The organism is Priestia sp. SB1 (assembly GCF_038898415.1).
In genome coordinates, this window is record NZ_JBBJSS010000001.1 from 89,858 (window position 1) to 101,876 (window position 12,019).

Here is a 12,019-nt window from a genome sequence, read left to right on the forward strand (position 1 = left end):
CTGTGTAATCAAACGCGCTGGTTTTTATCTATTTCTCTCGCTAAAATAGATCGTTTAAAGCCTTTTTGCTCAAAAAACTCTTTGATTTCACTTGGACTTTGATAAGAAAGTCTAATCACATAGTAGTTAATATATTCAATCCAAGCAAACGCGTAAAGGCCTAGAAAAAAAGCAAGTCCCTTAACCCCTAACTGCATATAGTGGTAAATGAGTACACCTAAACCTAACGTAAGAAGAATTTTATTCATTTTTTTAAAAAGCAGAAACAACTGAATGTAGCTGGAGGGCAAATGAGAATCTTCTTTTCGGCTCACTCGCCTCCATTTCATAAACCAGTACAAGCTTCCTTGAAACAGGATAAACTCAAGTATAATAAAAGCATACACACTTGAAAACGTTGTTAAATAAAAAGCCAGATGAGAAAACTCATTTAAGTACCCTATCCACAGCGCAGCAAACAGTAAAGCTGCCGTAAGCTCCCCTGTCCATAAACCAAACAATTTCCGCTTTACTTTCATAGAAATCCCCCCAGCGTACCTCTTAATCCTTCTGTTCAAACCAAGCTTTAAACAGCAGGTTTACACCTGTTTTTATTTCTCCATCAGACAGTCCTGCAAATCCAAGCAATACATAGGGCGTGTTGTTTTCACCCGCACTATGATAATAAATAGATGTTGGATAAATCGTTACCCCTTGCTTGGCAGCTGCTTCAATTAGTTTCTGTTCACTCATTCCGTTTTTTACCCTAAGAAGAATATGCAAGCCAGAATGTTCTCCAATAACATCTACACATTCTCCCATAATAGTAGTCAAACAATCTAGCAGCAGCGCTTGTTTTTTACGGTATGCTGTTCTCATTTTATTCAAGTGACGTTCCCAGTGCCCTTCTTTCATAAACAGAAAAAGCGTATGCTGATGAAGCCTTGAAACAGGCTGTTTAAAAAGTCCACAGTGTTTCATATAACTTGTAAGAAGCCGGTGTGGCAGGACGGCATAACTTATTCGAAGAGAAGGCATCAACGATTTTGAAAACGTACCCGTATAAATAACGCGATCGTCTTGATCTAATCCTTGAAGGGCCGGAATCGGTTTTCCTTTATAGCGAAATTCTCCGTCATAGTCATCCTCTATGATATAGCCATTCGTTTCTGCCGCCCACTCTAATAGTTCAAGTCTTCTTGCTATCGGCATGACCATCCCAACAGGAAATTGATGAGACGGCGTAATGTACACCGCATCCGCTCCGCTTTCTTTCAGTTCCTTCACTTTCAAGCCAGAACTATCAAGAGAAATAGGGACGACCGACATGCCTTGTTCTTGAAAAACGTGCCTCGTTCGGTGAAAGCCTGGGTTTTCGAACCCAATTATCTTTTCTTTTCCTAGAATGACAGAAAGCAGCCACATGAGGTACTGTGTACCTGCACCTATCACAATTTGCTCCGCTGTGCAGCGCACTCCTCTTGAATGATAAAGATACGCTGCAATTTCTTGACGAAGAAGCAGTTCGCCCTGTGGATGTCCGCTATAAAAAAGCTGGCTTTCATCATGATAAATTGTTTGAACCGTTAGCTTTTTCCACGTGTTATACGGAAATTTTTCTACGTCTACCTTTCCATGGCTAAAGTCAATGACAGTTGATTTCCCTTCTTCTTGCGGTAAAGAGACATAGGCGGGAGGCTGTTTTTGAAGCACGACTTCATTTTTTATCTCTTTTACAAATGCTCCTTTCCTGGCTAGTATCTCGATATAGCCTTCAGCTTCTAACTGTACATAAGCCGCTTCAACCGTATTTTGGCTAATGCTTAAATGAAGAGCTAACTTTCGTTTAGAAGGCAGTTTTTCATGAGGCGGAATGGTGCCTTTTTGAATTTGTTTTTTTATGTAAGTATAAAGCTGCATGTATAAGGGATCTGCTTTTCTTTTATCGAGCAAAGGCATTAACTCTAACATGATGTTCTTTCCTTTCTAACTGACACTATTAAATTTACTGTTTCTGACACTTATTCTCAGTTCAGATTCTTCATATACTGGACTATATCTTATAAATCAAGGAGATGACACAATGACCATTACTTACAAAACCAACGTCTCAATCCGTGCCGAACAAGCTGCTGAAGTGTTTGTATATTCAGGTATTAAACGTCCGGCACAAGATCTTGATCGGATTCAAAGAATGCTTGATCATGCTTCCCTTACCATTACCGCTTGGAAAGACAGCGAACTCATTGGCATAGCCAGAGCGTTAACAGATTTTAGCTACTGCTGCTATTTATCGGATTTAGCTGTCGTAAAAGACTATCAAAATCAAGGAATTGGCACACAGCTCATCAAGCACGTTCAATCAGAAATCGGTGAAGAAGCCGCGCTCATTTTACTTTCCGCTCCTTCTGCTATGAACTACTATCCAAAAGTCGGCTTTCATCAGATTGATAATGGGTTTAAAATTGGGAGAATTCAATAGATAAAAAAGATAAAAAATTCCTTTTATTACTAAACTATTATTATTTTACATCTTTTTGATATGATGTTACAATATTCAAAGATTAAGGCTATGATACTTCTTCCTTCTCATCCAACTCTTAGAATTTAGAGGTATCGCTTTCCTTAATCTATTAACTTAACTATACATATATTCAAAGTCAGGAAGCACAGCGCCTGGCTTTTTCTGTGCAAATCATACATGGTGGTGTTTGAATGAAAAACGATATTTTTTTAAGAAGACAGTCTAAAGTAATTGTGAAGCAAGGATCAGATATATTATCCCCTGCTTATGTAGCTTCCATGTTAAAAAACATTGAGGCATTAGGATTTACAGCTTCAACTTCTTTAATTGATCGGTTACTCACTCTTCCGTTCTACGAATTTATGTCTTTTTATGAGCAGCTTCTCTTATCTTTAAAAAGACTTGTTGGCGCTCATGTCAAATATAAACCGATGTATCCTAACTTTCCAAACGAAGTCATGCAAGCTTCCGAAGCAGAACTATACATAAATGCCGTACTTCACTATCTGACTGGGGTTTTACCAAACAGTGAAAAACAAGATGTTTTTCCACTGTTAGATACTACAGATTTACGGATTATTGACCTCGGAACAGATGAAGAATTTGACCTTATGATATGCCAATTAATTGGTGCAAATACCTCATTATCGCAAACGGATCGAGCAGACATCGAATGGTCTCTTATCAATTTACCGGCATTAGATCTACTTCCAGCAGTCATTCCTCAAAAAGAAAATGCTGCATTTGTTAGCTCAGTGTTAATTAAGACAAAAAAACTACCTATTGATGTCTTGTCTTCTTATTTTAAAACAGCAACAGATGTCTTACGTTTGGCAACCGCTTTATCTGATGGCGATATTAGTCTTTCATCACCCACTTTATTTAAGAAGTTTAGTCGTTTTGAACGCCGAAGCTTGTTGCAGCTGCTAGAAAGCACTCCAAACGTAGAAGAAGATATGTTTCGTTATAAAGTAAAGTGGATTCGTTTAGGTGAAATTTTACATCCTGGAGAATACAAACATCGATTTCCTCATGCTGCTAAAGGATTCGATACTGTTCGGAATCATAAAAGACCATTGACGTTCTATAGTAAATTAGAGAAAGCACTCGAGCAACAAGACGTCTCAAAAGCAGTTTCACTTTTAGAAAAACGTCCAGGTGACTTTGCTAGACGAATTGACCATTTGCTGCGCTTATCTACTGGGGAACAAGAAGCTGCTTCTATTATTACAGCATTTGCAGCAGTCGCTCATCACGTCTCTACGCCAGTACTGCTTCAGCTCTATTCACATATGAAACATCGACATCATAGACAAGATATGCGCGTAGTGTTTCCAAAAGGGAATGTGTCCAAAGTAATGGCGCTTGATAATCCCTTACCCTCTCTTCGTAAAAATCTTTGTGATGGTGTAATAGATGCATGCAAAGATGCTTTACATGACCGTTTTGCTAAGTTGCCACCTCTTGGAAATGTATGGCTTGATGAACGTTTGCGTGAACAAACTATACCGTTTTCACAGCGTTCAAGCAGCAAAACATTAAAAACGATTAGCAGGGGAAGTAAATTAACAATTCCTGAAGGCGATACGCTTCGTTTTTTCATTTGGTGGAAAGAAGGCTTTGCAAATGGTGAACATACCGGTAGTGTAGATATTGATTTATCTGCCGGAATTTACGATGAAAACTGGCAGTATAAAGAGCATATTTCTTATACAAACTTATCTTCAAAAAGCTTCAAAGCTTTTCACAGCGGAGATATTACATCTGCTCCTAACGGGGCATGTGAATTTATTGACTTGCATATCCCTACGATTCTAAAAAAAGGCGGCCGTTATATATTGATGAACGTTTATTCATTTTCTGTCCAGCCTTTTGTTATGCTTCCCGAATGTTTTGGAGGATGGATGATGAGACAGCACATAGAGTCCGGCGAGATATTCGAACCTTCTACCGTACAAAATAAAGTAGATCTTGCTAGTGATTCCACCATCTCCATCCCTTTAATTTTTGATTTACAAGAGCGAAAATTAATCTGGACGGATATTTCGCTGCATCACCATGTTGAATTTGAAAATAATCTTGAACAAAACAATGGTTCGGTCTCTCTTATGGGAAAAGCCATGACAAAGCTGTTAAAGCCAACGCTTTATGATCTTTTTTCATTTCACGCACAAGCTAGAGGAACACTTGTCCATGACAAACAAAAAGCTGACACTATTTATTCGCTTGATGAAGGTGTTACTCCTTATGATATTGAAACAATTATTGAAACCTACCTAAACTAATTATTTATAGGAAAGTAAGAACAAATAAACGAAAAGACCTCTTTCCAAGAAAGAGGTCTTTTCGTTTACTTCACTAGCTTTTGCTCAGTCCCAGCTGAACCTTGACTTCGTTTATGAAATCCTTTTGCGTAGTACGCGATAATAAGACCGATAAACCATAGTGGTCCGATAACAACTGCAATTCTTGTATCTGGATTGTACGCCATAAGAACAACCACCAGCGCTAGGAACGCAAGTGACACATAAGACGTTAACGGAAATAAAGGCATTTTGTATTTTAACTTTGCCTCTTCACCTTTTTTTAGCGTTTTGCGATACTTAATTTGAGAAAGCAAAATAATTCCCCATGTCCAAATCGCACCGAATGTTGCAATGCTTGTTACCCACGTAAATACTTTGGCAGGCACAATGTAGTTTAACGCTACTCCGACTAATAACGCACCCGCTGATGCTAAAACAGCTTTTCCAGGTACGCCGCCTTTTGTCAGCTGACCGTATCCTTTTGGAGCTTCTCCGTGCTCTGCTAAGTTAAACAGCATACGGCCTGTACTAAAAATACCGCTGTTACAAGAAGAAAGAGCTGCTGTTAGCACCACAAAGTTAATAATGCCTGCCGCTGCTGGAATCCCGATTTTTTCAAATGTTAATACAAACGGGCTTCCCTGTGAACCAATTTCTTGCCAAGGATAAATTGACATAATGACAAATAATGCACCAACGTAGAAAATAAGAATACGCCAAAAGACCGAATCAATCGCTCTTGCTAGAGATTTTTCTGGATTTTTCACTTCTCCCGCGGTAACGCCGATCATTTCAATTCCTAAATATGCAAACATAACCATTTGCAGCGACAGTAAAATACCTTTGAATCCGTTCGGGAACAGCCCGCCGTTGTCCCATAAGTTTTTAATACCCGTCGCAACGCCGCCGTTCCCGATTCCAAACACAATCATTAATAATCCAACGGCAATCATTAACACAATCGCTAAAATTTTAATAAGTGCAAACCAAAATTCCAGTTCACCATATGCCTTAACAGCTAAGAAGTTAACTGTTGTCATGATGACAAGCGCCGATAACGCCCAAATCCAGTTTGGTACATCCGGATACCAATATCCCATATAAATACCAACGGCTGTAATTTCAGCCATACATGTTACAACCCATAAAAACCAGTAGTTCCAACCTGTTAGATAACCAGCAAGGGGCCCTAAATAGTCGCGCGCGTACTTGCTGAATGAACCTGCAACAGGTTTTTGAATCGCCATTTCTCCAAGTGCTCTCATAATAAAAAACATAATCATTCCGCTAAATCCGTACGCCAATAATATTCCCGGCCCTGCTAATTTAATAGCAGATGCAGATCCAAGAAACAGCCCTACCCCTATGGCTGCTCCTAAGGACATCAGCGTCACATGTCTTTCTTCTAACCCGCGTTTCAATTCTTTCCCCTGAGTTTTCCCCTGCATAAACGTCTCCCCTTTTTCCAATCTGTCAAAACGAGATGAATACAGCTTTTTGTTAGCGCTTTCATATAAATTTATGCTAAAAGTCAGCTAGGCTGTATATTTGTATTCTATCACCTTTCTCTCCCTTTTCTTTTGTCGAAAAACAAAAAAATTATCGTATCATTTTGTTTAAACGCACAATTAGACGTAGACACTGCTTTTTTACTATGTATTTATTATCGCACCTAAGTAATAGTATTTTTTAAAAAAATAGAAAAACGCCGACTCAACTCCGTCAGCGCATCGTTCATTTTATGCTTTTTTATAAAACTAGCATTTATCTCGCGGGTTCAAAAGTTTTACAGCCAGGTTCTTCCGTTTCAGAAACATGGTGACTACTTTCAGGACTCACAACGTAAATGGACTCTGCACTGCATTTATTTCCCGATTTCCAATACATGCACTCATTCACTTCACATAATACACCTTGGGCCACTGTTATCCCTCCTTTTTTTGTCTTATCTATTTACTACCCGAAATAGAACGCTTCTAACATTCACATGCAAAAAAACCGCTTGTTTATCAAGCGGATCCTTTTACTGCGTGTGTTCAACATACTGTTTTTTAGCTAAATATAATTCACGACTCAGCGTGATCCGCCGTTCTCTCAAGTTCCTTAATTTAACTTGAAACTGTTCATTAGTTGGCTCTTCTTGAATTAAGCGATACGTAAAAGAAATATCTTCATTTAACTGTTTAAAATCTTCCCATATTTCTTGAACGAGTGCGGATTGTTTGTCTTCAAATGAACGATTTTGCTTCGTTTTTAGCGCGGCTAAAATTTCCTGCTGCCACGTTTCGTCTTTTAGTTCTTTTGCTAACAAGTATAGATCTAAATAATCATCAACGCTTAGCGCCTGTTGTGTATTTTTCAATGTCATCACCTTTTCTATACGAAATGTTTCTTCCTAAGAAGAGGATTTCATCATAGAAAAAGATTCCTCTTCTTATCTGTCAGAGCTAGGCTATGCTGGAATTAGCACCATTCAATAATTGTGGTTGCTGAGGCTTCAAAGGGCCAGTCCCTCCACCTCTCTAGATAAGAATATTTCGTTTTTAAATTATTTCTGACTATTCTAATATGTTTTATAGGTTACGTCAATAGCTTTTCAATAAAAAGAAAAAAGAAGTAAAATATGGTATGATTTTATAAAGGATGGTGAGCACATGAAACGATATATGTTATCTGCTTTTTTGGGAAGCTTGCTGCTGCTTCTTAGCATTGCTTTTTCATCTACTTTCCACGTTGCAATTGTCAAAACAACCGGAAGCATTGGAGGGATTATTTTAGCAGCGGCGGCTTTAGTTATGAACGCGCTTGAAGATCCTCCCTCCTCAGGTAATACAGGTGCCGGAGCTGTTGAATCACTGGATAAAAGCACCGTTTGGGCTACTTATTTGCTTTTACTTTCATTACCGAACCTCATCGCATGTATAACATCTTATGTTTTATGGACTCGCTGACATTCACCAACATTACGGACGTTTTGCCACCTGTAGGCTCATTGATATTTGTTTATCTACAAATCCAAGTTCACGGTACACATGCTGTGCAAAATTCCCAGCATGAACGCTGAGTCTGATTTCAGGGTATTCTTTGATAGACAATTCATCAATTGCTTTTTGCATTAACGGCTTGGCTAGACCTTGCCCGCGGTATTCTGGTAAAACATATAACTCGTAGATAAAGCCAATTTCTGCTTTTGAAAAGAAGTCGGCAGATGGACCGACAAAAACCCAGCCTGCAAGTTTTTTTTCTTGTCTAGATACTAAATAATAACACCCTTTTTCAAGGGCATTATCAATTAGTTCATTTACGCGTTCAGTTGACGGTTGAAACTGATGCGTTGTTCCTTCAAACAGCGCATCAGCAGATTTCTTCCGAATTTCCTGTATTTCTTCTTCAGTAGCTTTTGCAATCATCACAATCTCTCCTTTCGTGTTCGTTTTCCACATACAGAGATAAATTCCTGCAAAAAAAAGTCTTCGCCTAAGCGAAGACTTTTATTTAAATTCAAAATGTTCTTGATGGTTGCCTTGTTCATCCGTCCAGTTAATCATGATGTCTAAGCCTGCCGCTTTTCCAGGAACAGCAAAATTGGCATAGCGAAAACGCTGACCGCTTTTGCTTAAGTTAGACCTTTCAATAGGAGAAAACAAGCTGTATTTCGCCTTATTTTTTCCTTCGTGCCGAAAAGCTTGGACCTGCACACGCTCTACGTCTTTTCCAATGTTTTCAACGGTTAATCCATATGTATGATAGACGTTATTTTTCCACTTTAGCTGATTATCTCCCGTCATGCTCGCTTTTGTCAGTTCGACCGACCATTGTTCAGATGATTTCTTCATTGGAAGTTTCTCAATCGAAAGAGCGCTGACATGAATGGTTGCAAAAGCAAGCCAAACAAAACAAAAAGTGCTGACTGTATAAAGTAGTCTTTTCATAGATTTTGATCTCCTTAGAAATTTTAGTAGTAGCATCTCCTATTACCTTAAAAATTATGATAAACACTTTAACAAAAAAGCCTCTCCATTCAGGAGAAGCTTCTTAATTAATGCATCAGCAAATCTTTTTGTGTGTCTAACGAGTGTTTTGTATATAAATCTCTTTCAATCGCATATTTAGGACGCTGTTTCACTTCGTTGAAAATCTTGCCAATGTATTCTCCGACAAGACCTATTCCCATTAGCTGCAGGCCGCCTACAAGCCAAATTGATAAAATAAGAGACGTCCAGCCAATTTGCGTATGATCTAAATATTTTTGAATCAGCGCATAAATGCCAAACAAAATACTAAAGAGAAACGAAGCTCCTCCAAGCAGCGTCAGTAAGCGTATAGGTGCTACGCTAAAAGACGTAATCCCGTCAAATGCAAAAGCGAGCATTTTCTTTAGCGGATATTTTGACTCACCCGCCGTCCGTTCTTTGCGGTCATATGTGACTTCCGTGGAGCGAAATCCTACTAATGGTACAAGGCCCCGCAAAAAGACGTTTCCTTCTTTATATTTCATGAGTTCACCAAGAGCACGTTTGCTCATAAGGCGAAAATCAGCGTGATTTTGAACGAGCTGAATTCCTAGCTTGTTCATAAAACGATAAAACCCTACTGCCGTGGTTCGTTTGAAAAATGTATCGGTTTCTCTGCTGTCTCGAACGCCATATACAACTTCATACCCAAGCCAATATTTCTCTACAAAAGTACGAATGACGCTGATATCATCTTGCAAATCCGCGTCAATGGAAATGACGCAGTCAGATTGCTTATGAGCTGCTTCTAGTCCTGCAAGCAAAGCATTTTGATGTCCTACATTTCGCGCTAACTTTAACCCTTTTACAAACAAATTGCTGCAGCTTTCTTTTTCAATAAGCGACCACGTGCTGTCTTTACTTCCATCGTCTACAAATAAAATAGTGCTTTCACTTGATACAAGTCGTTCATTAATCAGTTCTTTTACTACAGTAGTTAATTGAAAAGACGTCTCTGTGAATACTTCTTCTTCGTTGTAGCATGGAACCACGATCGTTAAAATAGGTCTGTTCATGTTATTGCCCCCTTACTTTGCTTCATATACATACACTTTCCAAGCGGACTGTTTATCGTTAAATGCTTTTAAAAAGTGCAAACCGTCGCTTTCAGCATTTTCAATTGGCACAGCTGAAAAAATATAGCGACCGCCCATTTTCTTAAATTGGCTGATATTAAGCTGCAAATGATGGATTTTTTTCGTTGAGTCTTTTCGGTAATCATATTTTTTCCCTAGCTCGCTAACAAACACATAGCAGCGATTGCCCCAATGATCATAGTAGCTTTCTAGTTTTTTATTTTTATCAAGCTCTTTGGCAATAATTTTGCGAAACTCATGTTTATATGTTAACGGATAGAAGTTGTTATACGTATCTAGCGTATAAAAGCCGTTATACTGAGCAATTGATGGATGAAGCCCTATGCTCGCTACGCGATAAGATGATTTAGGTTTTCCAATATATCTACTTATTTCATCAAATTGATGCACAGCATAAAATTCTTTGACTGAAGGCTCGTGATTGTAGCGATAGTAAAGTTCAGGATTTGCTATAAATAACACAAGCAGCTGTAAAATCAAACATACCCACACAAACTTTTTCCACGCCTTGCTCCTTTTCCATAAAACATAGCTGCCAGCGGCAAACATCAAATAAATAATGAGCGGGCGTAAAAAGTGAAATCTAGCAAAGTTGAACGTATTAAAAAGCTGATATTTTTCTTTTAGCGGCTCCCAACCTTTATAAAACCAAAACGCATACCAAATCGACAGTAGTAGATTAAGAATAAATAACTGCAAAAACGTTTTTTCAAGCTTTTCCTTGCGATTTCGAGCAACAAACCACAATACGACAAAAGAAAGCGGCAAAATGACAAAAGTATGAAGCGTCATTACATGCGTATGCCCGAGCGTATAGTTCTTCAAAGCAAGGCGAACGGAATGTCCAAAGCTTAGAGTAGAGCTTAAAAATTCATTTCGACTCGTCGGGGCCTCCGGAAATAAAAGCGAATCAACAAGTCGGTATTCAATGAGCAGAAAGACAGCAGTCATCGCTGCAATACTGCTTAAAAAAGGAATATTCCACGCTCGTTTTTTTACTACGTCTCTTAGCCATAGCAGCCCCATCGCTGCTAAAAAGAAGAAAAACCCGAGCACAAAGCTCGCGTAAAACGGGAGCAGTAAAAGTGTAAGCCATTCCTTCCACGTTCCTTCGCGGTTTCGAATGGTTAAAAACGCCCACAGCGCCAGCGGCTGTCCTAATGTACTCAGCATGCCCGAAGGCCAAAATGGCGTAAGTGCAAAAGCAAGCGATACAAGCACTCGAATCGCATACGCATCCTTGCTTTTAATAAAATGCTTTTTTAATAATAAATACATTCCAATTAAAGCAAATACGCGCGTGATCGTTTGACTCAGGCTGTATGCAAGCATGGTCGGGAATACACCATACAGCCACTGGATACCGCTAAATTCTGTTCCAAACGTATTCCTCGGCAATCCGTTAATAATTTGAGGTAATACGGCATGACTGGAGCCAAACAGCTCTCCGCTTCGATGCAGAACTTTATACCACGTAATATTTGAGTCTAAATTATCATGCACGCGTATATGTGAATTTTCCCCAAGCAAAAACATAGGAGATACATACGCAAGCAGCAAAAGGAAAGCGATAATAAGCAATGTTTTTTCTTTATTCATAGCTGTTTCTTTCTTCATCTGTTAACACCTATTTCCATTTCATAATGACTAAAAGCTAATCGTGGACGACTGCTTCTTTTTTTGTATTAAATACAAAGTATTTTTGACCCGTATAATTTAAAAGCGTATACAGACCTGTTCCAATTAATATACCGACGTCTTTTTTGAACGGACGCACCGCAACAGGAAGTTGATGCAATAACCAGCTGGAGAACTGCAGTCCAATATAGTAAGACAAGCCGTAGCAAATGCCGATAACTAAAATAAAACGCAGTATGCTTTTTGATAAATGAACTCCGCTTTTAAACGTAAATATTCGATTTAACACGTAGCTGACGACTGCCCCCGCTGCATTGCCGACGAACGTCGCTATCCAGTAATGATGAAAGATATGAAGCAGCACATACATAATGGAGAGACCTACTGTTGTATTGACCAGTCCCACTACTAAAAAACGTACAAAAGATCCTTTCATATAAACTCCTTTTGATTTTGATACTT

At 38.8% G+C, this 12,019-nt stretch carries 13 protein-coding genes and 1 riboswitch; of the genes, 3 read left to right on the top strand and 10 right to left on the bottom strand.

The annotated features are described in order from the left end of the window. Positions 1–8: 8 nt before the first annotated feature. Positions 9–518, bottom strand: a complete 510-nt coding sequence (locus tag WKH56_RS00460; protein WP_034270643.1) for a hypothetical protein — start codon at positions 516–518, stop codon at positions 9–11. A gap of 22 nt (positions 519–540) precedes the next feature. Beyond that, a complete protein-coding gene (gene pdxR / locus WKH56_RS00465) occupies positions 541–1,950 on the bottom strand; it encodes a MocR-like pyridoxine biosynthesis transcription factor PdxR (RefSeq protein WP_275210830.1) in 1,410 nt (469 codons plus the stop codon). Between the two features lie 112 nt (positions 1,951–2,062). On the opposite strand from pdxR, the gene WKH56_RS00470 reads away from it, so the two are divergent. Together WKH56_RS00470 and WKH56_RS00475 are read left to right on the top strand one after the other, a co-directional pair. After that, positions 2,063–2,461 carry a GNAT family N-acetyltransferase gene (locus WKH56_RS00470; protein ID WP_048019923.1) on the top strand — a complete coding sequence of 133 codons (399 nt, stop codon included), beginning with the start codon at positions 2,063–2,065 and terminating at the stop codon, positions 2,459–2,461. Positions 2,462–2,694: 233 nt separating this feature from the next. Then, positions 2,695–4,788 carry a TerD family protein gene (locus WKH56_RS00475; RefSeq protein ID WP_048019922.1) on the top strand — a complete coding sequence of 698 codons (2,094 nt, stop codon included), beginning with the start codon at positions 2,695–2,697 and terminating at the stop codon, positions 4,786–4,788. Positions 4,789–4,853: 65 nt separating this feature from the next. Here the strand turns inward: WKH56_RS00475 and alaP are convergent, their stop codons facing one another. The 3 genes from alaP to WKH56_RS00490 all read right to left on the bottom strand — a co-directional run bounded on the left by alaP (position 4,854) and on the right by WKH56_RS00490 (position 7,171). Beyond that, positions 4,854–6,257 carry an alanine permease AlaP gene (gene alaP, locus WKH56_RS00480; protein ID WP_028415068.1) on the bottom strand — a complete coding sequence of 468 codons (1,404 nt, stop codon included), beginning with the start codon at positions 6,255–6,257 and terminating at the stop codon, positions 4,854–4,856. Between the two features lie 316 nt (positions 6,258–6,573). Beyond that, on the bottom strand, positions 6,574–6,732 hold the full coding sequence (locus tag WKH56_RS00485) for a DUF1540 domain-containing protein (protein ID WP_016765258.1): 159 nt from the start codon (positions 6,730–6,732) through the stop codon (positions 6,574–6,576). A 100-nt stretch (positions 6,733–6,832) separates the two neighbouring features. Then, positions 6,833–7,171 carry a hypothetical protein gene (locus WKH56_RS00490; protein WP_028415069.1) on the bottom strand — a complete coding sequence of 113 codons (339 nt, stop codon included), beginning with the start codon at positions 7,169–7,171 and terminating at the stop codon, positions 6,833–6,835. Between the two features lie 69 nt (positions 7,172–7,240). Then, positions 7,241–7,342, bottom strand: a riboswitch (SAM riboswitch). A 121-nt stretch (positions 7,343–7,463) separates the two neighbouring features. Between WKH56_RS00490 and WKH56_RS00495 the strand changes: the two genes are divergently transcribed. Further along, entirely contained in the window at positions 7,464–7,760 is a 297-nt protein-coding gene (locus WKH56_RS00495) for a hypothetical protein (RefSeq protein WP_014458607.1), read from the top strand. A 12-nt stretch (positions 7,761–7,772) separates the two neighbouring features. On the opposite strand, the gene WKH56_RS00500 is transcribed toward WKH56_RS00495, so the two are convergent. From WKH56_RS00500 to WKH56_RS00520, 5 genes are all read right to left on the bottom strand, one after another. Further along, positions 7,773–8,219, bottom strand: coding sequence for a GNAT family N-acetyltransferase (locus WKH56_RS00500; RefSeq protein WP_342834711.1), 447 nt, complete (start codon positions 8,217–8,219; stop codon positions 7,773–7,775). An 81-nt stretch (positions 8,220–8,300) separates the two neighbouring features. Next, complete coding sequence (locus tag WKH56_RS00505; RefSeq protein ID WP_028415071.1) at positions 8,301–8,741, bottom strand: hypothetical protein; 441 nt, start codon at positions 8,739–8,741, stop codon at positions 8,301–8,303. 107 nt (positions 8,742–8,848) lie between these two features. Continuing rightward, positions 8,849–9,838 (bottom strand): glycosyltransferase family 2 protein, encoded by a 990-nt coding sequence (locus WKH56_RS00510; RefSeq protein WP_048019921.1) that lies wholly within the window; start codon positions 9,836–9,838, stop codon positions 8,849–8,851. A 12-nt stretch (positions 9,839–9,850) separates the two neighbouring features. Further along, positions 9,851–11,536 (bottom strand): DUF6044 family protein, encoded by a 1,686-nt coding sequence (locus WKH56_RS00515; protein WP_048019920.1) that lies wholly within the window; start codon positions 11,534–11,536, stop codon positions 9,851–9,853. Between the two features lie 37 nt (positions 11,537–11,573). After that, positions 11,574–11,993 (bottom strand): GtrA family protein, encoded by a 420-nt coding sequence (locus WKH56_RS00520; RefSeq protein ID WP_048019919.1) that lies wholly within the window; start codon positions 11,991–11,993, stop codon positions 11,574–11,576. Positions 11,994–12,019 lie beyond the last annotated feature (26 nt).

Excerpts from the sequence above, each read along its gene's own strand:
- WKH56_RS00460 (WP_034270643.1), bottom strand. The coding sequence starts at position 518 with ATGAAAGTAAAGCGGAAATTGTTTGGTTTATGGACAGGGGAGCTTACG.
- pdxR (WP_275210830.1), bottom strand. The coding sequence starts at position 1,950 with ATGTTAGAGTTAATGCCTTTGCTCGATAAAAGAAAAGCAGATCCCTTA.
- WKH56_RS00470 (WP_048019923.1), top strand. The coding sequence starts at position 2,063 with ATGACCATTACTTACAAAACCAACGTCTCAATCCGTGCCGAACAAGCT.
- WKH56_RS00475 (WP_048019922.1), top strand. The coding sequence starts at position 2,695 with ATGAAAAACGATATTTTTTTAAGAAGACAGTCTAAAGTAATTGTGAAG.
- alaP (WP_028415068.1), bottom strand. The coding sequence starts at position 6,257 with ATGCAGGGGAAAACTCAGGGGAAAGAATTGAAACGCGGGTTAGAAGAA.
- WKH56_RS00495 (WP_014458607.1), top strand. The coding sequence starts at position 7,464 with ATGAAACGATATATGTTATCTGCTTTTTTGGGAAGCTTGCTGCTGCTT.
- WKH56_RS00500 (WP_342834711.1), bottom strand. The coding sequence starts at position 8,219 with ATGATTGCAAAAGCTACTGAAGAAGAAATACAGGAAATTCGGAAGAAA.
- WKH56_RS00505 (WP_028415071.1), bottom strand. The coding sequence starts at position 8,741 with ATGAAAAGACTACTTTATACAGTCAGCACTTTTTGTTTTGTTTGGCTT.
- WKH56_RS00510 (WP_048019921.1), bottom strand. The coding sequence starts at position 9,838 with ATGAACAGACCTATTTTAACGATCGTGGTTCCATGCTACAACGAAGAA.
- WKH56_RS00515 (WP_048019920.1), bottom strand. The coding sequence starts at position 11,536 with ATGAAGAAAGAAACAGCTATGAATAAAGAAAAAACATTGCTTATTATC.
- WKH56_RS00520 (WP_048019919.1), bottom strand. The coding sequence starts at position 11,993 with ATGAAAGGATCTTTTGTACGTTTTTTAGTAGTGGGACTGGTCAATACA.